The sequence below is a fragment of the Campylobacter concisus genome, assembly GCF_050447505.1.
GTDB classification, from domain to species: Bacteria; Campylobacterota; Campylobacteria; order Campylobacterales; family Campylobacteraceae; genus Campylobacter_A; species Campylobacter_A concisus_BP.
The window spans coordinates 1,110,143-1,136,327 of record NZ_JALMFZ010000001.1; the positions used below are offsets into that span (position 1 = coordinate 1,110,143).

Here is a 26,185-nt window from a genome sequence, read left to right on the forward strand (position 1 = left end):
AAAATGAACTTAACACCAAGAGAAATTGTTAAATTTTTAGATGACTATGTGATCGGTCAAAAGGATGCCAAAAAGATCATAGCGATCGCACTTCGCAACCGCTATCGCCGTATGAAGCTTGAAAAAAGCTTACAAGATGACATCATGCCAAAAAATATTTTGATGATCGGCTCAACTGGCGTTGGTAAAACTGAGATCGCAAGGCGTCTTTCAAAGATGATGGGGCTACCTTTTATCAAGGTCGAGGCTAGCAAATATACCGAGGTTGGCTTTGTTGGTCGTGACGTTGAAAGTATGGTAAGAGACCTTGCAATGGCCTCATATAATCTCGTAAAAAACGAGCAAAGCGAGAAAAATCAAGATAAAATTAACGCCTACATCGAAGAAAAGATCGTCTCAAAGCTACTTCCACCACTACCAAAAGGTGCTAGCGAAGAGAAGCAAGCAGAGTATGCTAAAAGCTATGACAAGATGCTAAATAGGTTAAGAAACGGTGAGCTTGACGAGCTAAGCATCGAGATAGAGGTGCAGCAAAACCCGCTTGAAGCTGGCTCAAACGTGCCACCTGATATGGCGCAGATGCAAGAGAGCTTTATAAAGATAATTGGCATCGGTGGCAAGAACATCAAAAAAGAGATGAAGGTAAAGGACGCCAAAAAAGCTCTTCAAAGCGAGGCAAATGATAAAATTTTAGACCTTGAGAGCGTAAAAACTGAGGCTTTAAGAAGGGCTGAAAACGAGGGCATCATCTTTATAGACGAGATCGATAAGGTAGCCGTTGGCTCAGGTAGCTCAAACAGGCAAGATCCTAGCAAAGAAGGCGTGCAAAGAGACTTGCTACCTATCGTTGAGGGCTCAAATGTAAATACCAAATTTGGAAATTTAAAGACAGATCACATTTTATTTATCGCAGCTGGCGCCTTTCACATAAGCAAGCCAAGCGATCTCATCCCAGAGCTTCAAGGTCGTTTCCCACTAAGAGTAGAGCTTGATAGTCTTGATGAGGACGCGCTTTATCAAATTTTAACTCAGCCAAAAAATTCGCTTTTAAAACAATATATCGCACTTCTTTCAACTGAAAATGTTGAGCTAGAATTTGACGATGAAGCGATAAGAGAGATAGCTAGGATCGCTCACGCAGCAAATGAAAAGATGGAAGATATCGGTGCTAGACGCCTTCACACGGTGATCGAGCGCGTGATAGAGGATATCAGCTTTGAGGCTAGCGAAAAGAGTGGCGAGAAGATAAATGTGACAAAAGAGCTTGTAAAAGAGCGCCTAAAAGACGTGGTCGAAGATCAAGATCTAGCGAGGTATATACTTTGAAATCAGGCTTTGTTAGCATCATAGGACGCACAAATGCTGGCAAAAGCTCGTTTTTAAATGCTTTATTAAACGAAAAGATCGCCATTGTCTCGCACAAGCAAAACGCAACTCGCAGAAAGATAAATGGCATCGTGATGAACGGCGAAGATCAGATCATCTTTACCGACACACCAGGGCTTCACGAGAGCAACAAAGCGATAAATCAACTACTAATAAACCAAGCTATAAAATCGATGGGAGACTGCGATCTCATCGTATTTTTAGCGCCTATCCATGATGATACAAGTGACTATGAGAAATTTCTAGCTCTAAATCCTGAAAAACCACACATCTTAGTGCTAACAAAAGTCGATGAGAGCTCAAACGCAAAAGTGCTTGAAAAGATCACTCAGTATCAGAAATTTCAAGATAAATTTGCAGCACTTCTTACTTTTAGCACCAAGCAGCCTACCTATAAAAAGCCGCTTCTTGATGAAATTTGCAAGCTTTTACCAGAGCATGAGTACTTTTATGATCCAGAATTTCTCACGCCGACAAATGAGAAGGAAATTTTTAGAGAATTTATACTTGAAGCGATCTATGAAAATTTAAGCGATGAGATACCTTACCTTAGCGATGCGATCATAAAAAGCGTAAAAGAAAAAACAGGTATCACTGAAATTTATGCTAGCATCATCACGGAGCGTGAGATCCATAAAAGTATGATCATCGGGAAAAATGGTGAAACCATTAAAAGAATTGGAATTTTTGCAAGAAAGTTAATACAAAATTTAACCAACACAAAGGTCTTTCTAAAGCTCGATGTAGTCGTTAAAAAAGGCTGGAGTAAAGAAGAAAAGAGCCTAAATCAGATAATCGGCTATTGATTTTTTATTTTAAAGATATTAAAATACCAAGTATAAGCGTTTAGGAAGGTTTTTTGATTCATGATGAATATTAAAAAAAATAGTGAAATTTCTATAGTTGCACTAGATCCGTATGACTATAAAGGATTTCGTTATCACAACAGCAATGTAGAAGCTTTTAACTTTTCGAAAACAGTCAATAAACGCGACTTTTTCATCTCATATATAAAATTTAAAGACTTAAAAACAACAACCTTTTTCATCCCTAGAAGCGTTGATAACGACACTCTTTATGAAGAGCTTTACTCAAAGACCTATGCAGAGCTTTCGCTTGATCCTGCGCTTGACAATAAGATATTTTTCTCAGAAGGCACTACAAAAGCTCAAGAGAGAATTTTTACTGTTTTTGCTATCACAAATGAAGATATAAATTCGACATTTAAAGCAGTTGCAAAAAAGGTCCCATATATCGACTACCTAGCGCCTGAGCCTTTGATCTACTCTGCTATTTATAAAAAAGGCTTGCTACCTAGCACGCAAGCAGACTGCTTTATCGCGCTTAGAAAAGATGAATCATTTTTAAGCATATATTTAGATGGTGATTTTTTTACTGCTAGAGAAATTCGCTATAACTTAAACTATCTTAAAGATAAATTCTTAGAGCAAAGTGGCGATCGCTTGAGTGATGAAAAATTTATCGAAGTTTTGTCTCAAAGAGGGCTTGTAAATAAAGACGATGATGGCTTTAACTACGATCTAAACACAGTTTTTGAAGATTATATCTTTTACTTTAACGATATTTTAAACATTATAAATAGCCAAAATGGCATAGCCATAAAGAAAATTTACATAGATTGTGACTATGAGATCAAAAATTTTGCAAATTTTATCTCAACCAAACTTGGTTTGGATGCAGAGTATATAAACATAAAAGTTGCGATAAACAACAAAAACTATACTATAAACGAGCGTTATAACGTTATGGCTTTATTTGGTAGATTTTATACCAAAGAGCCATTTTATGAGAATTTTAACCTCTCAAATATGCTTCGTCCAGATCCATTTGTCAAAAGAAAAAGTGGCAAATTTTTGCTCACTTGCGCTGCGGCATTTGCGCTAAGTATGTTATATCCAGCTTACAACTACATAGCTGGTCTTGTTTTAGAAAAAGACAGCGCAAGACTAAATGACGAATATAGCGTCCTAAACGCACAAGAGATGCAGATAAAAGAGACGCTAGCTAAAATTTCAAGAGAACAAGAGGCGGTAAAAGAACAGACTCAAAAAGAGAATGAAAAGCTAAATTTCAGAAAAGGTCTGCTTGCTGAGATCGAAAATAAAAAAGATAATTACGCTATGAAGGGTTTAAATCTTTTTAAAATTACCGATATTTTAAATCTAAACGCAGTTCATATCACAAACATCGTAAATAACGATAGAAATTTGACTATAACTGCAGTTAGCGATAATGAAAAAAGGATAACCCAGTTGATCAAAGATATCAGCAAAGATGAAAAATACTTGGTAAATACTAAAAAAATTCGTTCAGATGACGCTAAACACGAGTATGAAAGTAATATAAGCATAGAGATTAGACAATGAGACAAGATATTTTGAGCAAAATAGATCAATACTTTGATAGTAAAAAGCCAAACGAAACAAACCTCATTTTCCTTGGCTCGGCGCTTATCATAGCTTATCTTGTCTATATGCTATGCTTTGATCCTGCACAAAATTTCTTTGATGAAAAGCTTGATAAACATACGAGAATTTCTACAAAACTAGAAAATACTAGAAACTATCTAGCCTCAGTGAGCTCCCCTGATGGCGATAGAAATTTTAAGATAAATGAAGAAAATAGAAATTTAAGCAATCTAAAACTTCGCTACACGAATATTTTGAAATTTAATACCTATTTTGATTCAAAGCTTAAAGAGCTTTCATTTTTGCTTTTTGACAATCAAAACTGGGCAAACTATATAGATAGTATCGTGCTTTTGGCAAAACAAAATAATATAAAAATTTTAGAGCTTAAAAGTGATATAAAAGAGCCAAATTTCCAAAAGATAGAGCAAATTTTAAATATAGATGTCACTTGCCTTGGAAATTTTAAAGATATGCTTAGCTATATAAACGGACTTGAAGAGTCAAAACTCGTAGTAGATCTTCACAAAATGGATATAAATTCCACTCAAAAAGATCTAGGAGCTAAGCTCTCTATCTCTGTGTGGGGTATGAAGTACTGATGAAAAAATTTGGTTTATTTTTAATTTTAGCTCTAAGCCTATTTGGCAGTGAGTTTGAAGGCGAGATGAAAAACTATGATGAGGTTTTTGTTAAGATAAAGGAGCAAAGAAAAGGGCTTAATAGCGGTGAAATTTCTAGCTTACAAGATCCTTTCAAGCTAAATTTGCCAGTTGCTCCAAAAGGCGATCAAAACACTACAAAATACTCTTCTGCAAGGGGGTTTATGCTAAAGGCCATTTTGCTAAATAAAGCAAATATAAATGGCAAGTGGTATAAAGTGGGAGATATGATTGATGATTACAATATCACAAGTGTTTATGGCAGCAAGGTTATCATCGTAAAAGATGATGAAAAACAAGAACTAACTCTTAAAAATGGAAGTAAAAATGTTGGTATCAAAATTAAGTAAATTTATTATAGCTGCGGCGTTGGCTTCATTTTTAGCTACCCCTATGATGGCAAAACCAAGCACATGCTTGAGTAAAAATTTTAGTATGAAGATCACAGACGATATAAGTCTTGGAGATGTTTTAAACCAGCTCTCTGAAATGTGTGATTTTAGTATCGTTGCAAAAGATGCTTATAGCAAAAAAGAGCTTGATGATAAAGTCTTTGGCGTAAATATAAGAAATATGAGCCTAAGCGAGGTCTTTGATCTGCTTTTAAATGAGAAAAATTTAAGCTATGAGTTTTCAAATAATGTCTTAAAAATCTCATCGCTTCAAACAAAAATTTTTAAAATAGACTATATAACCTCTATCCGTGAGGGCACAGCTATCACAAAAGCTTCAGTTGATGCCTCTCCGTCAGAGGTTGGTAATAGCTCAAGCAGCGATACTAGCTCAAACGACATAAAAAATGAAAACAACTTAATAAGAACAACTGAGAAATTTGACTTCTGGGAGAAGCTTGATGCTGAGCTAAAAGCTATCTTAAACAATAACAGCGAGCACATCACAGCGCCAGATCCTATCATAAACCAAAATGCTGGACTTATCACGGTTACAGCGACCCCATCACAGCTAAAACGCGTTGAAAAATATATAGCTGAGATGCAAAGAAGACTTAAAAAACAAGTCATCATCGATGTTTCTATCATCGCAGTTGATTTAAATAATGAGTATAAGCAAGGTGTTGATTGGAGTAAATTTGAGCTTGGATTTAACTCATATATAGGCAACCAAGGCTCTAGCACCGGCTCAAGTGCAAGCTGGACAAACAAGGGCAACAGCTTAAGCGATGGCTTTGGTCGCACACTAAATATCGCTGCAAATTTAAACTTTAGCCTTGATGGTATGATAAATTTCCTTGAAACAAATGGCAAAACAAAGGTCGTTTCAAGCCCAAAAGTAACCACTCTAAACAACCAACAAGCGCTAATCTCTGTGGGTGATAATATAAACTACCGCGTAATGGAAGAGACAGATAATGGTAGCAACAATAACAATAACAATAGGCTTACAACAACTTATAAGCAATACTCTGTATTTATCGGTATCTTGTTAAATTTACTTCCAGAAGTTTCAGATAACAACAAGATCATGCTTCGCATCAACCCAAGCTTAAGCAGCTTTAAGTATGCAGAAGACGATATAAGATCACAAAATACAGCCATTAGAGAGATCGCCCCTGATACAGTTCAGAAAAAGCTCTCAACCGTAGTTCAGGTAAATAGTGGCGATACGATCATACTTGGCGGACTTATCGGACAGACTAAAAATAAACAAAATACAGCCGTGCCACTTCTAGCTGATATACCTTTGATAGGAAGCGTCTTTAAAAGCACAAGAGATGGCGTAAAAACTACTGAGCTTATCTTTGTCATCACGCCAAGAGTTGTTGATCTTGAAGATCCAAAACCAGTTCAGCAGTCGCTAAAAGATCTAGGATTTTCTAAATCGATCTATGAGTAACGAAAATATTTATACACATATAAAAGATGTTTTCATAGATGAAGACGAGAGTTTAAATTTCGTAAATTTAGACAACTCTATAAGCTGCTACAACAAGATAGTTTTAGCTCTAAAAAAGCCACTTAAGCTCATCTTGTTTTATGGCAAGCCAGGTAGCGGCAAGACCTTTTTGCTAAACAAGATCGCAAATGATCTAAAAGAAGATAAAAGTCTCATCTTTTTCCCACATCCATTTTTTAGTGAGGCGACATTTATCGAGGCACTTTGTGAGCAAATTTATGGAAAAAAGCTTGAAGATATAAACAACTTTGAGAGCTTTATAAAATTTTATTCAAAAGACTTTAGCAGTAAAGATGAAATTTTAAAAAATCAAATGACGGTTATCCTAGATGAAGCGCAGCTCTATCCGACTGAGCTTATCGAGAAGATAAGGCTTATGGCTGATACTAGGATGTTTAAATTTCTCTTTACGATACATAAAACTGAAAACGAAGATATTTTGGCAAAAGATTATTTTCAGACTAGAATTTGGGAGAGCATCGAGCTAAGTAGCGCTGATGTAAATGAGATCATCATCTACTTACAAAGAAAGCTTAGTCAAAAAAACTATGACAAATACCTTAAATTTGAGAAAAAAGATTACGAGTGCGCCTACTCATTTTGCGGCGGAAATTTAAGAACGCTAAACAAGATCATGTATAAATTCTATGAAATTTGCGAATACTACGAGCAGTATCAGCCTTCAAAGCTAAGCGGTGATAAGGCAAACACCATGATACTCACCATGGCTGCACTTGATGCGGGACTAATCGATGCTTGAACCACAAGAAATTCAAAGACTAGAAAAGCTTTATGAGAGCTACAAGAAAAAAAATGGCGGTTTTTTGCATAAAATTTTTAATGCCAAAAACTCTAAAATTTTAATCATTGAGCTTTTGCTTATCATCATTTTGTTGGTTGCGTTGATAGTGCTAAGCATAGAGAAAGCTCCAAGTCTTGCTAGTAAAAGCGATAAAGTTTTAGCCAAAAATGCAACCGCAGTAAAAATGGTAGAAAAAAACGAGACAAATGCAAGCATGCTTAGTGAGCTAAAGCAAAAGAGCGAGGTTGCTAAGGCTAAATTTGAAGAGGGTAAGAAGCAAGATGAGCTAGCTGACAAGATAGCTAAAAAGCTTGAAGAGGTTGTAAAGATAAATGAGACAAATGATACTTCAAAAAATGACCCAAAAAGGCAAAGAAGCTCACAAGGTTGGCTTAAGCTAAATATCCCTGATGAAGAGCCACTTACCGAACAAAATGGCATAAACGGCATGAGCGTGCCACAAGATGAAGTGATAGATCTTGAGTCAAAGCCAGCTAGAAAGCGTGTAAATATACAAGTAACTTCAGCATCAAATGAAGAGAGCGTGTTAAGAGAGCAGTTTTTAAAAACAAACAATCCAACTATTGCGCTCGAGCTTGCTAGATTAAATTTTAGAAATAATAATTTCAAAGAAGCTATAAAGTGGTCGCTTGCTGCGAACGATATAGATAATAGCCTAGAGGAGTCGTGGATCATCTTTGCAAAGTCGAAATATAAGCTAAAACAAAGCGATGATGCCGTCAAAGCTCTAAGGGAGTATAATAAAAACTTAAACAAAGCTTCGATAAATGAGCTTATAAATAAGATAAAAAGTGGAACATTATGAAATTTTTTGTTATTTTTTTGGTTTTTGTTTGTGAAGTTTTTGCTGTTAGTCTAACCGAGATAAGGGATGATTTTAATAGCGCAAACTATGCAAAAGTCTGCAACCAAAAGGTTGAGGACTTTTTAAAAACACAAAATAACGAAGAGCAAATTTCTATGTTTGGCATCGCTTGCATAAAGATGAACGATCTAAACAGGCTAGCAACTCCGATCGATAAGCTAGTAAAGAGCGAAAAATCAAGAGAAAATGCTGCCTATTTTGCTGACATCTTGTTTAAGAAAAAGCTCTTATTTCACGCTATGATAGATGGCGTTGATATAAGCTATATCAGGCTTCCAAAGAGTGATTATATACTTTCATTTTTGTTTGATAAATTTGTAAAAAAAGAGTATGTTGAAGAGCTTGGCACATTTATCTTTGAAGAGCCAAATTCTGACACAAGATATGAGATAAGCCCAACAAATGGACAAATACCAAAGCTAGTGCTTAAAATTTTTAAAAATAACGACCTGAAATCACAAATAGAGTATAGATAATGAAAAATGTAGAAAATGTAATCTTAAAAAATATAGAACAAAACGGCAAACTAAGCACATCAGATATAGAAAAGATAAAGCAGATAAGCGAGCAAGAAGGTAAGGGTCTTGTTAAAATTTTAAGAGATGAAAATTTACTAAATGACGATGATTTTATGGAAATTTTGTCTGATATTTACAGAAGAGGACATGTAAATATAGATGAAATTTCAAATGATCTTGAGCTTGATATAAAGGCTTTTGTTAAATTTATAAGCGAGAAATTTAAGGTTTTATACTTTGACCTTGATGATATCGATATCGACTACCGCATAAGCGAGAAGCTAAGCACCGCTCAGCTAAAAACATATAGCGCGATCCCAGTAAAAGAAGATGAAATAAGCGTATATGTCGCTTTTAAAAATCCATTTGATGTTATCGCTCAAGATAAGGTGCAAAATTTATTTAATAGAAAACTACTAAAAGTTGCCATCGCTCAGCCAACCCAGATAGAAAAATATATAAGCAAGCTAGCGCTTAATGAGAGCATAAAAGATGTGATAACAGAGATCAGAAGAGAGCTTTCAAGCTCGGCTAGTCAAGGTCAAAACACTGAAAACTCTGGAATTTTAAAGCTAATAGAGATCATCTTAAAAACATCTATCCAAAGCAGAGCCAGCGACATCCATATAGAGCCGACCGAGACAAACTGCATTGTAAGAAGCAGGATCGATGGCATGCTAAGCGAGACATTTATATTTGATAAAGATATCTATCCGCCGATGGTTAGCCGTATGAAGCTACTTTCAAACATGGACATCGCAGAGCGCCGCCGCCCACAGGATGGTAGATTTTCAGCTCAAATTTTAGACAAAGAGTATGATTTTCGTATCTCGACGCTACCTATCTTAAACGGCGAAAGTATAGTTTTAAGGATTTTGGATAAGTCAAAGGTTATTATAAATTTAGAAGATCTTGGCATGCATCCTGATAACTTTGCTAAATTTAAAAAGAGCATGAAAGCGCCTTATGGCATCATCCTTGTCACTGGTCCAACAGGCTCAGGTAAGACTACGACGCTTTACGGCGCGCTAAATGATATAAAAAGCGTAAAAACTAAGATCATCACAGTCGAAGATCCAGTCGAATACCAGCTAAATATGATCCAACAAGTGCATGTAAATGAAAAGGCTGGACTTACCTTTGTTTCAGCTCTTCGCTCTATTTTAAGGCAAGATCCAGACGTCATAATGATAGGTGAGATCAGGGATCAAGAGACGCTTCGCATAGCGATACAAGCGGCACTTACTGGTCACCTTGTCTTTTCTACGCTTCACACAAATGATGCCATTAGCGCGCTTCCTCGTATGATAGATATGGGCATCGAGCCATATTTAGTAAGTGGCGCGCTCGTTTGCATAGAGGCTCAAAGGCTTGTTAGAAAGCTCTGCCCACACTGCAAACAAAAGATCACTCTATCTCAAAAGGCATTTGACGAGGTTAAGAAATTTGTCCCTGAAAACTACCAGTTTTACAAAAGCGTCGGATGTCCGCAATGCTCACAAACTGGGTATTTAGGACGTGAGATGATAAGTGAAATTTTACCTATTAGTGACCATATAGCAAGCATGGTTGCAAATGGTGCTTCTAAAGATGAGCTTAAAAGCGTAGCTTACGAAGAGGGCTTTATAGATATGTTTCATGATGGTGTCATAAGAGCAGCAAATGGCATAACCACGCTTGAAGAAGTTTATAGGGTTGCTAAGATATGAAATACTTTGAGGTTGAGTATATCCAAAACGGCAAACGCCATAAGATGAGCCTAAGAGCGAACAATAAAAACGAGATCAAAGATAAAGCAAATGTCACTGGCATGATCGTAAAGATCAAAGAGACGCAAACTTCTAGCATAAATAACTTTGAAAATTTACAAAATGTGATCGCAAAGGCTTTTACTAATCCAAAGGTGAAAATCCCAAATTTAGTAGCCACCATAAGGCAGCTTAGCGTTATGACAAATGCTGGAATTTCTATCCACGATAGCATTAAAGAGGTTGCAAACTCTACTGAGGATAAGCGCCTTAAATTTATATTTCAAACTATAGATGAGGAGCTAAATCAAGGCTCAAGCCTCACAAATAGCATAGAAAATTTTAAAGAAGAGCTAGGCGACGTGACGCTTGCGATGATAAGGCTAGGGGAAAGCACTGGCAATATGGCTGACGCGCTTGCAAAGCTTGCCTCTATCTTGCAAGAGGTTTGGGACAATCAGCAAAAATTTAAAAAAGCTATACGCTATCCGATAACAGTCATCTGTGCGATCATCATCGCCTTTGTCATCCTTATGATACTTGTTGTACCGCAGTTTAGAGAAATTTTCGAGCAGTTAAATGCAGAGCTACCACTACCAACTAAAATTTTGCTAAATATCGAATACGTCATGACAAACTACGGCTTTTATATCCTTGGAGCACTTGCGTTTATCGGATATTTGCTTAGAAAATACTACCTTGAGAGTGAAGAATTTCAAGATAAGGTCGATAAATACCTTTTGAAAGTCTATCTCATCGGCAAGATCATATTTTATTCGAATATGAGCAGGTTTAACCTCATCTTTACAGAGCTTGTTCGAGCTGGTTTGCCTATAGCAGATGCCCTTGATACAGCTGTGATAACGGTTTCAAACAAGGATATCAAAAAGAAGCTAAGCGGCGTTAAGATACTTGTTGGTAGGGGTGTTAGCCTAACGGAAGCTTTTAGAGATACAAATTTATATGAAAATATGCTCATACAGATGATAAGCGCTGGCGAGCAAAGCGGTAGCTTAGACGATATGACTGGAAAAGTAACTGACTATTACAGGATGAAATTTAACGATATTATTGATAACATCTCAAACTATATTGAGCCTATCTTGCTTGTTTTTATAGCAGGTATGGTGCTTTTACTAGCTCTTGGTATATTTTTACCGATGTGGGATCTATCAAAAGCCGTTAAAAACTAAAATAATTAAAATCTTAAAGGAGAGAAGATGTCTGAAAACAAAGAACACATGGTCGAAGAGAGCGCCTTTTTGGTCTCAAAGACTGACTTAAAAGGACGTATTACATATTGTAACGAGCCATTTTTAAAGATAGTTGGAGCAAAGCAAGCTGAAGTCTTGGGTAAGCCTCACAACATCATAAGACACCCAGATATGCCAAGAGCTGTTTTCAAGCTACTTTGGGAGCGCATAAAAAATAGAGAAGAAATTTTCGCTTATGTTAAAAACAAAAGCTTTGATGGTGGATACTACTGGGTCTTTGCAAATATCACAACTTCGCTTGATGTGCAAAATAATCCAGTTGGCTACTACTCAGTTAGACGCAAGCCAAATCCAAAGGCGATTGAGATAATAGAGCCTATATATCAAAAGTTGTTATCGGTAGAAAAGAGCGGTGGCATGGATGCTTCGATGAAATTTTTAACTGAATTTTTAAAAGAAAAAAATATAAGTTATGATGAATTTGTAAATAACCTACAAAGGCTATAAGATGTTTGGAAAAAAACTTGACTCTATAAATGAAATTTTAAGCGTAGTAGGCTCAGCTAGAAACGGTATCTTAGAGCCTAGGATAGTAAATGTAAAAGAAAATGACCCTCTTTATGAAGTAGCACTTGGTATAAATGACTTGCTTGATCAAGTTGAGGCGCTCCAAAGAGAAATTTCAACCTCAATAGACGCTGCTCAAAGCGGACTAACATATAGAAATATCTTTACAGAGGGATTTCGCGGTATATTTAAACAAAATGCCATCTCTATGAGTAATGGCGTAACTGGTATAAAAGACAGTCACAAAAGTAAAGTAAGAGGCCTACTTTCAAAAGAGCTTGATACACTTGGCAACGGCAACGACGGCATAGAAGATGTTAGAAACGATCTAAATGAGAGTATCAAAAACCTAAGCCAAATGGCACTTATGGCAAAAGATACGGCTAGGATCGCTGAGGATACGACGCAAAGCATCAATGAGCTAAGTGTAAATATGAGCTCGCTTGAGGAGCTGATAGAGGGCTCAAGCCACGCTATAAGCACGCTAAATAGCAGAACAGATGACATCACTTCGGTTGTAAATTTGATAAAAGATATAGCCGAGCAGACAAATTTGCTAGCTCTAAACGCAGCTATCGAAGCAGCACGAGCAGGCGAGCATGGACGCGGCTTTGCAGTTGTCGCTGATGAGGTTAGAAAACTCGCTGAAAATACCCAAAAAGCGACACACGAGATCGGCGTAAATATCCAAACACTTCAGCAAGAAGCCAAAGATATCGATGAAAACTCTAAAAAGATCGATGAAATTTCAAAGATTGCCACAGCAAATGTTGAAAATTTCAAACAAACTTTAGCTAGCTTTAACCAAAATGCAAAAGAGACAGCCCAAAGATCAAAATATGTAGAAGATAAGACCTTTGGCATCATCGCAAAGATAGCTATCATCGTTTATAAAGTGGGTGTTTATTCAGACACTGTAAATGAGCAGGGTTACGGCGACGATATAGCAAAAGACGCAGATGATCTTGTAGCGTGGTATGAAAATGAGTGCGCAAAGAGCTTTAGTCACACTAAAATTTACGAAAAATCACGCCATTTAGTGGATGAGTTTAACAAAAACATCAAAGCCATCTTGACAGAAGCTGGCAAGGGCTATAACGAGAAAAATTTAAAACATTTTGTCACTGAGTTTAGAAAACTCGAAGATCTTAGTAGAGAGATATTTAACTCATACAACGAAATGGTCGCCTCAAAATAACTTCAAATTTGCTAGACTCGACTTGGGTCTAGCTCCTCTTAGATTGATTTAAATTTTATTTTCATAAATTTTTTCTACATTATCATTTAAAATTATGATAATTAATATTGTTTTTATGCTTGCTTTGTTAAATTTGCGTTTCGCTTTCATTATCAAAGATTAAATTTAACAAAAGGATATCTGTGAATAGATCAAAATTTATTGCCATTTGCCTTAGCGCTTGTGTGGCAAATTCTCTCTATGCAGTAGAGAAAGAGAACAACGAAACTAAGCTAGATGGCGTCGTAGTAAGTGCGAGTGGCTTTTCGCAACAGATAAAAGAAGCCCCTGCAAGCATAAGCGTGATAAGCGGTGATGAGCTTACAAAAGATAGCTTTACCTCACTTCACTCAATCGCGCAAAAGGTACCAGGCGTAAATGTTGTCGGTGGCGAGGATGGTCCAGCTAGTGGCATCTCGATACGCGGTATGGAGAAGTCTCAAACGCTAGTTTTAATTGATGGCAAAAGAGTAAATTCAAGCAGCGCAAATCCAAAGGGCGGAGCAGGGGATATGAACTCAAATTTCATCCCGCCAGCCGAGGCGATCGAGCGTATAGAGGTTATCCGTGGTCCTATGAGCTCGCTTTATGGTAGCGACGCGGTTGGAGGCGTTATAAATATCATTACCAAAAAGGACTTTTCAAAATTTAGCGGCAACGTCGGCATCTCAACTACGATAAATGCGCATAAAGGCATAGGTGATGGCAGACAAGGCGACTTTTATCTAAATTTGCCTCTTTATAAAGAGCTTTTTGCGCTTCAGCTTTGGGGCTATAAAAAGCTAAGAGATGAAGACAACTACAAAGGCGGCTACCAAAAGAGTGATAAGAGAAATTTAAGCGCAAAGCTTTGGATCACTCCAGATGAACACAATAAATTTTTCATCCTTGGCTCAAGTGAAAAACACGACTACTCGCGCACCGTTGGCAAAACAGCCACTATAAAAACAAATAAGCTTTTAAACGCTTATGATTATGAGAAAAAGAGCTATGGTGTGGGCTATCTTGGCGAATTTGATAGCCTAAATGCTGATCTTAGCTACATTTACGACCAGACACAAAGAACGAGCCTTTTTGACAAATTTATACCAGCAAAAGCTAAAAATCACAACTTTAACTCAAAATTTACAACGTTTTTTGGCGCACATACTCTAACTTTTGGCTATGACTTTAGCAAACAAAATGTCGGCACGACCTTCATCGTCTCAAACGCTTCAAGAAATGGCTTAAAAGACCCAAAGACCTACTCGATGAGCGAGCATGCGGGATTTATCGAAGATGAGTGGCAAATTTTAGATGAGAAACTCTTTTTAACGCTTGGCTCAAGGCTTACGCACAATGAATTTTTTGGCAACCACCTCTCGCCAAGAGCCTACCTAGTCTATAACGCCACAGATACGCTAAGCCTAAAAGGCGGCGTAGCAACTGGCTATAAAACCCCTGATGTCAATCAAATTTCTCCAGAAGTAGGCACTATCCAAGGCGGCTGGAGGATAGTTGATTTTGGTAATAAAGACCTAAAGCCAGAAAAGAGCACGACTTATGAGGTTGGGGCATATTATGACAATCAGGCTGATTTTAGAGGCTCGGTGACGCTTTTTAGAAATGAATTTAAAGATAAGATCCTAGACACCGACGGCAGTAATGTAAATAAAATTCCAGCCTTTGGTCCTTGCACAAATGCACCACACGTTACTTGCCCTGGCTGGGGAACTTACTTTAACATTGAAGGTGCGACCGTTTGGGGTGTGGAGCTAAGTGGCGACTATGACATCCTTTCAAATCTAAATTTAAGCTCAAACTACACCTATAATAAGTCAAAGATAAAAACTGGCAACCCAACGATAAATACGCCAAGAGGTCCTATGAAATTTAGCGAGACAGACCTAGCTAGACTTGATGGTAAAAGCCTAACAGCAACGCCAGAGCACACACTTCACGCCACGCTTACATATAAGCCTGTAAAAAGCGTCAAGACATTTTTTGGCGCAAACTATGAGAGCAAGCTAACAAGCGTAAATTTTGGTGCTGGCAACAGAGTAAGAGAGAACACAAAAGACCTACTCACCTTTGATACAGGCGTCAGCTGGGACGCAAACAAGCACCTAACTCTTAGCCTAAATGCCTACAACATCTTTGATAAAGTAAGATACGATGAGACGCTAGCAGACGATGGCAACTACTACTGGTATCCGCAAGAGGGCAGGAGATTTTGGTTTAAGGTCGCTGCAAAATGGTAAGAGCCTTTAAATTTTTACTTTTTACGCTTGGCGTGACGCAGACTTTGTACGCAGGACCTAGCCAAACGCCTGAGCCACTTAGCCAAAAAGCTGCTAATAAATTTGAAATTTCAACCTTTAAAATGAGCGCAAATGATGAAATTTATAAAATTTTCACAGCCAAGCTAAAAGGGCAAAATGAGTTTAAAAACGTGCTTTACTTGCTTGATGCAAACGCTCAGTTTAACATGCTTTTAAATGAATTTGATGACAAGGCTGCCCCGCTAATAATAGGCATAGGATATGACAGCAACAAAAGCTACGAGGTAGAAAAACGCACAAGAGATCTCACACCAAAGGCAGTGGGCGAGGAGTTTAGCAAGGGTGGTGGCGCTGATGCGTTTTACCACTTTTTAACTAGAAATTTAGTGCCGTTAATTGATGAGAAATTTAACGTGCAAAATAGCCAAAAAAGCCTTTATGGACACTCTTTTGGCGGCCTTTTTACGCTCTATACCTTGCTAAAAAATGATGGTGTATTTTCAAATTTCTTTATCGCTTCGCCATCTCTTTGGTGGGGCGAGTCTGAAATTTTAAAGCAAAACGTGAGTGAGGGTAAATTTAAAGAGAAACTAAAAGCTAAATTCGTCTTTCTTAGCGTTGGCGAGCTTGAAAAGAGAAAGGGCAAAACTGATAAGGCTGGCATTTTAAAGGCGAGCGATTTGGCTTTGATTTTAAAGCAAAGCGGCGTAAATTCTCACTTTGAGCTTTTTAAAAATGAGACGCACGGCAGCGTCATACCTCTAAATTTAAAAGAGCTTTTAAAATATCTGAAGGATTAAAAATTTAAGGCTATTTTTGTTAAAATCCGCCGCATGAGAGTAGATAAATTTTTAAACGTAGTAAATATCACCAAAAGGCGTGCCGTTAGCGAAGATATGTGCAAAAGTGGCGTTGTGAGCATCAACGGCGTGCAGGCAAAAGCGGCAAAAGATGTAAAGATAGGTGACGTTATCACTATCAAATTTCTAACGCGAGAGGCGAGATACGAGGTGCTAGCGATCCCTACCACAAAAAGCATACCAAAAAGCGCTCAAAGCGAATATGTAAAAGAGCTTTGATGGTTTTTGAGCTTTTAGAAAATGAGCTTAACGAGCTTGTGCGGGTGCTGCCAAAAAGTGGCGTGGTGCTACTAAGTGGCGATCTAGCAAGTGGCAAAACTACGCTTGTAAAGGCGATCATCAAGGCTCATGGCATAGATGAGAGCGTGACGTCGCCGACATTTTCTTTGATGCAAATTTATGGTAAAGATATCTACCACTACGATATTTACCAGATCGGATTTGACGGAATGGCTAAAAATGGCCTTTTTGAAAATTTGTTTGAAGAGGGGCTTCATCTAGTAGAGTGGGGCGATGAAAATTTAGAAAAAGCTCTAAAGAAAAACGGCGAGAGCTATACATTAGTAAAAATTTCTCCTAGCAAAAATGGCAGAAAATACGAGGTTATAAGTGCATAAACTAGAAGTAAAAGATCTAAAAAAGACGATAAAAAAAAGTGAGATCATAAAAGGTATATCTTTAGAGGTAAATAGTGGCGAAGTGGTGGGGCTTCTTGGGCCAAATGGCGCTGGAAAGACGACCACTTTTTATATGATATGCGGGCTCATCTCACCAACTAGCGGAGATGTTTTTTTAAATGACGAAAAGATCACAAACGTCCCACTTCACAAAAGAGCACACCTTGGTATTGGCTATTTACCGCAAGAATCAAGCATATTTAAAGAGCTAAGCGTAGAAGAAAATTTACTCCTTGGCGCTGAAATTTTAAATCAAAGCAAAGAAGAGATCTCTAAAAGAGTAAATGAGATGCTAAATATGCTAAACATCGAGCCTATCCGCCTAAGAAAGGGCGTTAGTCTAAGTGGCGGCGAGCGCAGACGCTGTGAGATCGCTAGAAGTCTCATCATAAAGCCAAAATTTTTGCTGCTTGATGAGCCATTTGCAGGCGTCGATCCTATCGCAGTTAGCGACATACAAAGTATCGTTAGAGACCTTAAAAAGCTAGGCATCGGCGTTTTGATAACAGATCATAACGTCCGTGAGACGCTAGCCATTTGCGACAGAGCCTACGTCATCAAAGATGGCTCGCTGCTAGCAAGTGGCAGTGCGAGCGAAGTAGCGAACAACAAGCTTGTTAGAACGCACTATCTTGGCGAAGAATTTAAACTGCTTGAGTAGATGATGCTAAGGCAAAAGCAAACTTTAGCGCCAAAGATCAAACTAAACCAAACGCTAAGAAGCTGGCTTCCTATCCTTCAAAGCGGGCTTGATGAGCTAAAAGAGACGCTTGAGCCTTTTATAAAAGAGAACCCTTTTGCCACGATCGAGCATAAAAATTTAGAAAAAAGCGAAAAAAAGCGAAATTTTTTCGAGCAGGTTAGCAAAAACTCGGTTAGCGAGAGCATCGAGGCTTTAAGCATATATAAAGAAAGCCTCTATGAAAAGCTCGTTAGGCAGATAAATCCACCACTTTTTCCCACGCAAAAGTCCCAAGATATCGCATATAAGATCATTGAGTGTTTAGATGACGAGGGATATTTTTCTTATGATGATGAAATTTTTACGGGTTTTAATGAGAGCGAAGTGGAGCGAGTAAGGGCTAGATTTGCCTATCTTGAGCCATGTGGCGTGGGCGCAAAGGATATCAAAGAGAGCTTTTTGTTTCAGCTAAGCGAGGCAGAAGCGAGTGATGAGATCATAGAGTGTGCCAAAAAGATCATCTTAAATTTTGAAAATATAGAAAAGCTTAGAAAGCTTAAATTTTACGATGACGCACTAAAAATAATAAAGAAATTTAAAAATCCTCCGGCGATTGAATATCTAGAAGAGGCTAGCCAAAAGGTGCCTGATATCTTCGTGCTAAGTACCAGTAGTGGCATTAGCGTGCAGATAAATGATGATTATTATCCTGAAATTTTGGTTGATACAGAGGGACTAGACGAGAAAGAGGCCTTTGTAAGCTCGCGCATAAAAGAGGCTAGCGAGCTCATAGACGCCCTTGAGATGAGAAAGGCGACACTTTATAAGATAGGGCTCATGATAGTTGAGTATCAGTACGACTACTTTTTGGGCGGCGATATAAAGCCTATGAAGCTAAAAGACCTAGCTGACGAGCTTGGACGCAACCCTTCAACCATCTCAAGAGCCATCGCAAATAAATATCTAAGCTCTTCAAGAGGCACGGTCGCACTTAAAAATTTCTTTGCAACTGGCTTTGACGAAGAGACTTCAAACGCTGCGATAAAGGAATTTTTACTAGAGCTTATCAAAAATGAAGATCATAAAAAGCCTCTTTCTGATCTAAAGATCCAAGAGCTCATCCAAGCTAAATTTAACATCCAAATCGTTCGCCGAACTATCACCAAATACCGCAAAATTCTAAACATCGGCAGCTCAAGCCAGCGAAAAAAGATCTATCAGATAAACGGCTAGCTACCACTCATTTATGGCAAAAAGCAAGGCCTTTCGCATCTGGGTAAAAAGCTCACTGCTAAGCTCATCGTACTCTTTAGCACGTTTTTTATGCTGCGCCCAGCCCGCTGCGTCGTCGTTCCATGAGCCCATACCACCAAAGACATCAGCCGCACTTGCCGCAGTAAAAAGGGCTAAATTTAGCTTTGGCATAAGTGGAGCGTTTAGGATATTTTGCTCTATCTTTTCTGGCTCATTTAGCGCTTTTAGCCCTTTTCTAAAACAGTCGCCAAAATTCTCACACTCTATCTCATCTGCAAATTTAGAGGTCCTTGTTAGGATATCTTTAAACTCCAAAGTGTTATCGCTAAATTTTTGAATTTCTGGCATGCCATCTAGGCTAAATTCTTTATAGACTATCTCCCAGACATCCCAGCCCTTTTTATCTTCTTTAAAACTCCAGTGCGGCACGAAGTAGCTCATCTTATCTTTATAAATGCAAAGAATCGACTTGTGGCTTACGTTTGAAAAGCCTTGCAGTGAGCGCTCATCTGAAGAGACTGCTAAATTTGTAGCAAATCTCACATCTTTTAGTCCAAGCTTTAAGACGTGCTTAAACCACTCATTTATGCTAGCTTGCTCTCTTTTTTCTGGCTCATCGCCTAAGACATAGTCAAAAACTAGGCTTTTTATAAATTTTTCGCTTTTGTAGTCTAGCTCTAAATTTGACTTTAAGGCTTGCTTTATAGAGGCTACGATAATGCAAGCGTTAAAAACTTCACCATTCATTTTTGCTCCTTTTTTGAGATATTTTATTAAAAGAAGTATAAATTTATCTCTTTAAGAATTGCAAGCGAAAACTTCAGCTTTTTATAGTAAAATAGCCAAAAATTTCAAAGAGGCAAAATGGATTTTAATGAGATTGATAAGCTGATAAACACGCTTAAGAAAAACTTGGAAGTTATCGAAAACAACGGCGTTGTCGAGCCTGAAACAAAGATCGATGCGCTCACTTTTAATAAAAATGTCGAAGAGATCAAAAAAAGACTTTATAACACAACAGACGAGGGCAGTTTTTTTAAAAATGTCTTTAATACTGAAGATTACTACGAAAATATTAGCTCATACCTCGAGCAGACAAACAAAAGCCTATACTACAAGATAGAAAAGGCTGGAGTGAGCCTAAAGACTAATCAAAACCTACAAGAGAGCCTGACAAGCATCTCAAACATCATGCAAATTTTAGTCGCCGAGTATCAGATACAAAATAAAAAAAAGAAAAAGAGTATCTTCTCAAGAAGTGGCGACACAGCGATGATAAGAGGGCTACTTGCAGAGCTTATGGAGCTACAAAATAGGATGAATAAAATTTTACATCTCGACTCTCAAATCGTCTCAAACGTCGTTTTGGAAAATTTTAAAACTATCTACACATTTTTTTATAACTGCATAAGAGTGGCTAAACAAAGAGGCGATGAGCTACTTTTGGTTGAGATCGCTGGCATCACAGATAGGATCATTGAGATGATAAGACCAGTGCTTTCAGGCAAGAGCCTAAAGACAAATGAGCTTATATATCACTATCTCATTTACGAGCTACGAGAGCTAAAAGCCTACGCCATAGGCGAGGATCTAGCTTAAAATTTTATCCACTATCTCTTTTGCTCCATTTGGCAAAAGGATATTTTTTAGAGCTTTGCTGCTTTTGCTTAGATCAAAGCTCTCGATCATTTTTATGACTTTATCTTTGTCTAAATTTTCGCCATTTTGCAGGCAAATTTCAGCTATGCCTTTATCTTTTAGAAATTTAGCGTTATAAAACTGGTGATTGCCAGCAGCATAAGGAAATGGCACAAAGATAGATGGCAGGGCGTTTGCGCAAAGCTCCCAAAGCGAGCTAGCTCCAGCTCTTGATATGGCTAGATCAGCCTCACTCATCTTCTTTTCTATCTCTTTGCTAAAGTCAAAAATTTCTAAATTTGCCTCGCTAAAGCCAAGCTCATCATATCTTTTTTTAAGCTCATCAAGGGCGTTTTTGCCGCATTGATGAATGATCTTTATACCTTTTTCTTTAAGATATGGGGCTAAATTTATAGCTAGCTCGTTTATCGCTTTTGCACCTTGTGAGCCACCTAAAAATAGTATCGTTTTTAGCTCGTCTCTAACTCTTTGGCTTTCAAAAAATTTATTTGCCACAGGGTAAGGGCAGGGCGAGAGCTCATCATAAGAGCTAAAAAAGCCCTTTGCGTATGGCTTTAAAATTTTATTTAGCTTGCCAGTTACGGCATTTTGCTCGTGGATGAAAAGTGGCGTTTTTGAGATGATGGCTGCTATGGCTGCTGGCGCTGCTGAGTAGCCTCCCACGCTGATGACTGCTTTAACGCCATTTTCTTTAAAAATTTGCCTGCATTTTAGAGCTAGGCTTATGATATTTGTTAGTGATTTTAGCTTGGCAAGACCTCTTTTGTTTACGACGCCACTGCTTGGTAAGAAGAATTTTTGTGCAAATTTATCATCATTTTCAAACCAAAATTTATCCTGACCGCTAGTTGAGCCGATAAAAATTGGCTTTATGCCTCGTCTATTTAGCTCCTCGCAAAAGCTTCTAGCGATCGCCAAATGCCCACCAGTGCCGCCACCACAAATAACTATCATAGTTTCGCCTTTTTACTAACCATCAAGACCATGCCGATGCCGATGCATATAGCAAGTACGGAGCTACCGCCATAGCTTAAAAATGGCACAGCGATGCCCTTGATCGGCGTGATCGATGTGATGCCGTAACTATTCATCAAAAACGAAAACGACAAGATAAGACCGATGCCTAGCGAGAATAGGTGATAGACCTTGTTTTCGCTCCTAGCTGAAATTCTAAATATCCTATAAAGTAGTGTGATAAAGATCGCTGTGATGCATAAAATACCAAAAACGCCGACCTCCTCAGCTATGCCAGCTAGCACAAAGTCTGTATGCACCTCGCTTAAAAAGCCAAGCTTAAATATCCCAGCTCCAAGCCCCTCGCCAAAAAACTCGCCATGTTTAATTGCATTTAGTGAGTGAGAAATTTGATAAGGCTCTGGTGCGTCTGCCACTCTAAGCACGTTTGCCACGCTATCTGGCAAGAAAGAGAGAACCATATTTTGTATCGTGCCCCACCATGACTTTATACGCAAAATTCTGTGCTCAGAGCTAACTATCGCCACCGTCATGACAAAGGCAGCGCCCAAGATACCGATACCAAAGAGCCTAACGCTAGCCCCTGCAAAAAGCGCCATCGTCACAAAAGTAAGCGCCAAAACCACAACCTGACCAAGGTCGTTTTGCATAACGGCTATAAGAAAGATAGCGATACCAAAAAGAATGATATAAGGCAAAAGTATCTTTAGCTCAGCCATCAAAGTCCTCTTGCCGTCGCTAAATTTTCTAGTAAAACTCCACGCCAAAAAATAGACAAAACCGACTTTGAAAAACTCAACAGGCGCAAGTGAGAAGCCAGGCAGTCTGATCCAGCGTCTAGCACCTCCAGAGTCAGTCACCATAGAAGCTGGCAAGGCGTGCATGAGCCCCATAGCGATACCACACGAGATAAGAAGTCCAAAGCCTATCCAAACGAGCGCTTTGTCGGGATTTAGCCTTGAGAGCCACCACATGAGAAAAATTCCTATGCAGCCGACTGCAAACTGGCGGATAAAAAAGTGAAATTCGTCGTAGTTAAAAAATAAAACTGTAAAAACTGGCAAGGATAGTGAAAAAATGATGCTTATGGCGATCAAAGTCGCGCAAAGATAGAAAATAACCTTATCAACTGCCAAATTTAGCTCCAACTTTAAAATGAGCCAAAGTATAATAAAAAACGGCTTACAAAGATATTATTTGCTATAATTGCAGGCTTTAAGGATGGGCATGAAGATAGGTATATTTGACTCGGGGCTTGGCGGACTTAGCGTCTTAAACGAAGCTTTAAGTAAGCTTAGCGAGCATGAATTTTTATATTACGCAGACGTGAAAAATGTCCCATACGGACAAAAGAGCAGGGATGAAATTTTAAAATTTAGCTTTGATGCGGTTAAATTTCTTGTCAAAAATGGCGCAGATGCTGTCGTGGTAGCGTGCAACACTGCAACAAGTGTGGCGATAAAAGAGCTTAGAGCAAATTTGAGCGTGCCGATCATCGGCATGGAACCAGCTGTAAAAAAGGCTCACGATCTAAGCCATGATGATGCTCTAAAAACGCTTGTCATCGCCACTCCAGTCACCGTAAATGGCGCGAAACTAAAAGAGCTAATTACAAATTTAAACGCAAAAGATAAAACCGAGCTACTTGCTCTGCCTCGCCTTGTAAATTTCGCTGAAAAGGCTGAGTTTAAGAGTGAAAACGTTAAGTCATATCTAAAAGAAGAGCTAGCTAAATTTGATCTAAGTAAATTTGACTTTTTGGTGCTTGGCTGCACACATTTTAACTATTTTAAAGATAGCTTAAGAGAAATTTTACCTCCAAATGTAAGCATAATAGACGGCAACGAAGGGACGATAAAGCGCCTTATAAGCGAGCTTGGACTTAAAATTTCAAATGCAAATTTAACTCCAAATGTGAAATTTTTCTACTCAGGTGACGAGGTTTGCGAGCAAAACGAGCTAGAGAAAATTTCAAGAAATTTAGCTCGCCTAGAAAAAATGAGAGCGATCAGCTAGGCTAAATTTAGCAAAATACATTAAATTTTATGTATTTTTATATGTACTATCTCTTTCTTTGCTTTACTATATAGATAGCACTTATTATCGCAACCATAGCTAAAAGAGCAATCGTTATTGTTAAAAGTGTTTGTTTGTCAGGATTTGAGCCTATAAAGTAGCCAACTCCAAGCAAAACCGCGCACCAAACCCCAGCGCCAAGCGTGGTAAATAGGCAAAATCTAAAAATGTTCATCTTAGCAAGCCCAGCTGGCAGGCTGATATATTGACGAATTCCTGGGATGAGGCGTGAGTTGAAGGTGGAAATTTCGCCGTGTTTATTAAAAAATGCCTCAAATTTATCCATTTTTTCGTGAGTGATGCCGACAAATTTGCCGTATTTTAAGATGATCTCGCGTCCAAAAAAATAGCAAAGATAGTAGTTAAAAATGGCTCCAAGCAAGCTACCAAGCGTGCCTGATATAAAGGCAAACACTAGACTCATCTCGCCTTTGTGAGCTAGATATCCAGCTGGTATCATCGCCACTTCGCTTGGAAATGGGAAAAACGAGCTCTCTAAAAACATCATCACAAATATGCCAGCATAGCCCCAGCTACTCACGCTTGAGACTATAAAATCAATAATGTCATGTAGCATTTTTACTCCGAAATTTATCTTAAGTGAAGCATTGTAGCAAAGCTTTATATACTAATAGTAACTAACAAAAGCGATAAATTTTAAAAAAGATAGTTAAAACGAAAAGATATAAGGTTTAAAATTTAAAGGTAAAAGTAGGGCGAAAGCTCGCCCCGTTTTTAAAATGCAGGTATGACCTCGCCTTTGTAGCGAGTGATGATGAAATTTTTAGTATCAGGGCTAAGTACCGCATCGACTAAAGCTTTAATCTTAGGATTGTTCTCGTTGCCAGCTCTTGTGACGATGATGTTGGCATAAGGACTGTTGGCATCTTCAAGTAAAAGTGCGTCTTTTGCCACGCTCATGCCAAGATCAAGGACGAAATTTGTGCTAATGGCAGCGATATCGACATCATCAAGCGTTCTTGGGATCTGAGCGCCTTCTAGCTCGACAAACTGCAAATTCTTAGGATTTTTAGTTATGTCATTTACAGTTGCAACTTTTACGTTTTTATCGATCTCGATAAGACCAGCTTTTTCTAAAATTCTAAGCGCTCTATTGCCATTTGACGGATCGTAAGCGATCGCTACTTTTGCGCCATCTTTTAGATCTTTTATGTTTTTTATCTTTTTAGAGTAAAAGCCAAGTGGCTCTACGTGCACGCTTGCAACGCTTACAAGATGCAGGCCTCTAGCCTTGTTTTGCTCCTCAAGATATGGCAAATGCTGAAAGAAATTTGCGTCTAAGCTGCCATCTTCTGTGGCGACATTTGGTATCGAATAGTCTGAAATTTCAGAGATAACAAGATCATAGCCCTTATCTTTTAGCTTTGGTTTTACAAATTCTAAAATTTCAGCGTGTGGCACTGGTGAGACACCAACAATGATAGTGTGGTCCTTGTCGGCTGCGTGAAGGCTTAGAGCAACTAAAGATGCGGTTAAAAGTTTGATAAATTTCATTGTTTTTCCTTTTTTTGTTTTGGTAAAGCGACGCTAAAAAGGTAAAAGCTTTTACGTCGCTTTTTTATAAATTTGATTAAAACGCTGGGATGATAGCGCCGTTATATTTTGTCTCGATAAATTTCTTAACTTCTGGTGAGTTGATCGCTTTATCAAGCGCTTTAGTTTTAGGGCTGTTCTCGTTGCCAGCTTTAACAACTACGTAGTTTACGTATGGGCTATCTTTGCTCTCGATCACAAGCGCGTCTTTTGTTGGATTGAGATTTGCATTTAGCGCGTAGTTTGTGTTGATAACTGCGATAGTAACGTCATCAAGCGTTCTTGGCACTTGAGCAGTCTCGATCTCTTCAAATTTAAGTTTTTTAGGGTTATCGACTATATCAAGTGGAGTTTTTAGTGGGTTGTTGTTTAGCTTGATAAGACCAGCGCTGGCTATGATGTCGAGTGCGCGGCTCTCGTTTGTTGGGTCATTTGGGATAGAGACAACCGCGCCATCTTTTAGCTCTTTTATGTCTTTGATCTTTTTAGAATAAACTCCCATTGGCTCGAGGTGCACGCCAACTGTTTTTACAAGGTGAGTGCCTTTGTTTTTGTTAAATTCTTCAAGATATGGGATGTGCTGAAAGAAGTTTGCGTCAAGGTCGCCGTCCTCTGTCGCAAGGTTTGGCGTGGTGTAGTCGTTAAATTCTTTGATCTCAAGTGTGTAGCCATCTTTTGCCAAAATAGGCTTTACAACCTCTAAAATTTCAGCATGTGGGATAGGTGTAGCACCGACGATTATTGTTTTTGACTTGTCAGCAGCATTTGCGCTAACGCTAAGGCCTAGGGCAACTAAAGAGGTAAGAAGTAGTTTTTTCATTTAT

General features: G+C 38.3%; 26 protein-coding genes and 1 pseudogene. 21 read left to right on the forward strand and 6 right to left on the reverse strand.

Features of this window, described 5'->3' with window-relative positions; translation table 11 throughout:
• The first annotated feature begins 3 nt into the window (after positions 1–3).
• From hslU to MTT09_RS05675, 19 genes and pseudogenes are all read left to right on the forward strand, one after another.
• Positions 4–1,326, forward strand: coding sequence for an HslU--HslV peptidase ATPase subunit (gene hslU / locus MTT09_RS05585; protein ID WP_429803050.1), 1,323 nt, complete (start codon positions 4–6; stop codon positions 1,324–1,326).
• Entirely contained in the window at positions 1,323–2,192 is an 870-nt protein-coding gene (gene era, locus MTT09_RS05590; RefSeq protein WP_193798105.1) for a GTPase Era, read from the forward strand. Before hslU ends, era begins: the two co-directional genes overlap by 4 nt.
• Positions 2,193–2,252: 60 nt before the next feature.
• Entirely contained in the window at positions 2,253–3,773 is a 1,521-nt protein-coding gene (locus tag MTT09_RS05595; RefSeq protein ID WP_149703051.1) for a C4-dicarboxylate ABC transporter, read from the forward strand.
• The gene (locus MTT09_RS05600) at positions 3,770–4,417 is read left to right on the forward strand and encodes a hypothetical protein (RefSeq protein ID WP_012001744.1); all 648 of its coding nucleotides are present in this window, start codon (positions 3,770–3,772) and stop codon (positions 4,415–4,417) included. The genes MTT09_RS05595 and MTT09_RS05600 overlap by 4 nt, the downstream gene beginning before the upstream one ends.
• Positions 4,417–4,827, forward strand: coding sequence for a hypothetical protein (locus MTT09_RS05605; protein ID WP_196088364.1), 411 nt, complete (start codon positions 4,417–4,419; stop codon positions 4,825–4,827). The genes MTT09_RS05600 and MTT09_RS05605 overlap by 1 nt, the downstream gene beginning before the upstream one ends.
• Positions 4,805–6,331 (forward strand): pilus (MSHA type) biogenesis protein MshL, encoded by a 1,527-nt coding sequence (gene mshL / locus MTT09_RS05610; protein ID WP_429803052.1) that lies wholly within the window; start codon positions 4,805–4,807, stop codon positions 6,329–6,331. The genes MTT09_RS05605 and mshL overlap by 23 nt, the downstream gene beginning before the upstream one ends.
• A complete protein-coding gene (locus MTT09_RS05615) occupies positions 6,324–7,151 on the forward strand; it encodes an ATP-binding protein (RefSeq protein WP_002940497.1) in 828 nt (275 codons plus the stop codon). The genes mshL and MTT09_RS05615 overlap by 8 nt, the downstream gene beginning before the upstream one ends.
• Positions 7,144–8,019, forward strand: a complete 876-nt coding sequence (locus tag MTT09_RS05620) for a CDC27 family protein (RefSeq protein WP_429803054.1) — start codon at positions 7,144–7,146, stop codon at positions 8,017–8,019. The genes MTT09_RS05615 and MTT09_RS05620 overlap by 8 nt, the downstream gene beginning before the upstream one ends.
• On the forward strand, positions 8,016–8,555 hold the full coding sequence (locus tag MTT09_RS05625; protein ID WP_012001749.1) for a hypothetical protein: 540 nt from the start codon (positions 8,016–8,018) through the stop codon (positions 8,553–8,555). Before MTT09_RS05620 ends, MTT09_RS05625 begins: the two co-directional genes overlap by 4 nt.
• On the forward strand, positions 8,555–10,306 hold the full coding sequence (locus MTT09_RS05630) for a GspE/PulE family protein (RefSeq protein ID WP_012001750.1): 1,752 nt from the start codon (positions 8,555–8,557) through the stop codon (positions 10,304–10,306). Before MTT09_RS05625 ends, MTT09_RS05630 begins: the two co-directional genes overlap by 1 nt.
• A complete protein-coding gene (locus tag MTT09_RS05635) occupies positions 10,303–11,538 on the forward strand; it encodes a type II secretion system F family protein (RefSeq protein ID WP_103639469.1) in 1,236 nt (411 codons plus the stop codon). Before MTT09_RS05630 ends, MTT09_RS05635 begins: the two co-directional genes overlap by 4 nt.
• Positions 11,539–11,565: 27 nt before the next feature.
• The gene (locus MTT09_RS05640; RefSeq protein WP_103617104.1) at positions 11,566–12,066 is read left to right on the forward strand and encodes a PAS domain-containing protein; all 501 of its coding nucleotides are present in this window, start codon (positions 11,566–11,568) and stop codon (positions 12,064–12,066) included.
• A 580-nt stretch (positions 12,067–12,646) separates the two neighbouring features.
• Positions 12,647–13,324 (forward strand): annotated as a pseudogene (locus MTT09_RS05645) (methyl-accepting chemotaxis protein); the annotation flags it as partial.
• 182 nt (positions 13,325–13,506) lie between these two features.
• Positions 13,507–15,603: a TonB-dependent receptor domain-containing protein gene (locus tag MTT09_RS05650; RefSeq protein ID WP_429803056.1), complete on the forward strand. Its 2,097-nt coding sequence runs from the start codon at positions 13,507–13,509 to the stop codon at positions 15,601–15,603.
• Complete coding sequence (locus tag MTT09_RS05655) at positions 15,597–16,424, forward strand: alpha/beta hydrolase (protein ID WP_429803058.1); 828 nt, start codon at positions 15,597–15,599, stop codon at positions 16,422–16,424. The genes MTT09_RS05650 and MTT09_RS05655 overlap by 7 nt, the downstream gene beginning before the upstream one ends.
• A gap of 33 nt (positions 16,425–16,457) precedes the next feature.
• Positions 16,458–16,703 (forward strand): RNA-binding S4 domain-containing protein, encoded by a 246-nt coding sequence (locus tag MTT09_RS05660; RefSeq protein WP_087585885.1) that lies wholly within the window; start codon positions 16,458–16,460, stop codon positions 16,701–16,703.
• A complete protein-coding gene (tsaE, locus tag MTT09_RS05665; protein ID WP_103595874.1) occupies positions 16,703–17,101 on the forward strand; it encodes a tRNA (adenosine(37)-N6)-threonylcarbamoyltransferase complex ATPase subunit type 1 TsaE in 399 nt (132 codons plus the stop codon). Before MTT09_RS05660 ends, tsaE begins: the two co-directional genes overlap by 1 nt.
• Positions 17,094–17,822, forward strand: a complete 729-nt coding sequence (gene lptB / locus MTT09_RS05670; RefSeq protein ID WP_009293825.1) for an LPS export ABC transporter ATP-binding protein — start codon at positions 17,094–17,096, stop codon at positions 17,820–17,822. Before tsaE ends, lptB begins: the two co-directional genes overlap by 8 nt.
• A gap of 3 nt (positions 17,823–17,825) precedes the next feature.
• Positions 17,826–19,076: an RNA polymerase factor sigma-54 gene (locus MTT09_RS05675; RefSeq protein ID WP_429803717.1), complete on the forward strand. Its 1,251-nt coding sequence runs from the start codon at positions 17,826–17,828 to the stop codon at positions 19,074–19,076.
• Here MTT09_RS05675 and MTT09_RS05680 read toward each other — a convergent pair whose 3' ends face one another.
• Positions 19,077–19,844 carry a hypothetical protein gene (locus MTT09_RS05680; RefSeq protein ID WP_103599130.1) on the reverse strand — a complete coding sequence of 256 codons (768 nt, stop codon included), beginning with the start codon at positions 19,842–19,844 and terminating at the stop codon, positions 19,077–19,079.
• A gap of 117 nt (positions 19,845–19,961) precedes the next feature.
• Between MTT09_RS05680 and MTT09_RS05685 the strand changes: the two genes are divergently transcribed.
• Positions 19,962–20,696 carry an imidazole glycerol phosphate synthase gene (locus MTT09_RS05685; RefSeq protein WP_429803060.1) on the forward strand — a complete coding sequence of 245 codons (735 nt, stop codon included), beginning with the start codon at positions 19,962–19,964 and terminating at the stop codon, positions 20,694–20,696.
• Here MTT09_RS05685 and murG read toward each other — a convergent pair.
• Together murG and MTT09_RS05695 are read right to left on the reverse strand one after the other, a co-directional pair.
• Complete coding sequence (gene murG, locus MTT09_RS05690) at positions 20,688–21,710, reverse strand: undecaprenyldiphospho-muramoylpentapeptide beta-N-acetylglucosaminyltransferase (protein WP_429803062.1); 1,023 nt, start codon at positions 21,708–21,710, stop codon at positions 20,688–20,690. The two genes, MTT09_RS05685 and murG, sit on opposite strands and share 9 nt — an antisense overlap.
• Entirely contained in the window at positions 21,707–22,867 is a 1,161-nt protein-coding gene (locus MTT09_RS05695) for an FtsW/RodA/SpoVE family cell cycle protein (protein WP_009293817.1), read from the reverse strand. Before MTT09_RS05695 ends, murG begins: the two co-directional genes overlap by 4 nt.
• A gap of 91 nt (positions 22,868–22,958) precedes the next feature.
• Here MTT09_RS05695 and murI point away from each other — a divergent pair, with 91 nt between their 5' ends.
• Entirely contained in the window at positions 22,959–23,747 is a 789-nt protein-coding gene (murI, locus tag MTT09_RS05700) for a glutamate racemase (RefSeq protein WP_429803064.1), read from the forward strand.
• 46 nt (positions 23,748–23,793) lie between these two features.
• Here the strand turns inward: murI and MTT09_RS05705 are convergent, their stop codons facing one another.
• From MTT09_RS05705 to MTT09_RS05715, 3 genes are all read right to left on the reverse strand, one after another.
• Positions 23,794–24,384 carry a DedA family protein gene (locus MTT09_RS05705; RefSeq protein WP_429803066.1) on the reverse strand — a complete coding sequence of 197 codons (591 nt, stop codon included), beginning with the start codon at positions 24,382–24,384 and terminating at the stop codon, positions 23,794–23,796.
• 158 nt (positions 24,385–24,542) lie between these two features.
• Entirely contained in the window at positions 24,543–25,322 is a 780-nt protein-coding gene (locus tag MTT09_RS05710; protein WP_021086831.1) for a MetQ/NlpA family ABC transporter substrate-binding protein, read from the reverse strand.
• Positions 25,323–25,398: 76 nt separating this feature from the next.
• Positions 25,399–26,181: a MetQ/NlpA family ABC transporter substrate-binding protein gene (locus tag MTT09_RS05715; RefSeq protein WP_087581668.1), complete on the reverse strand. Its 783-nt coding sequence runs from the start codon at positions 26,179–26,181 to the stop codon at positions 25,399–25,401.
• Positions 26,182–26,185: the final 4 nt, after the last annotated feature.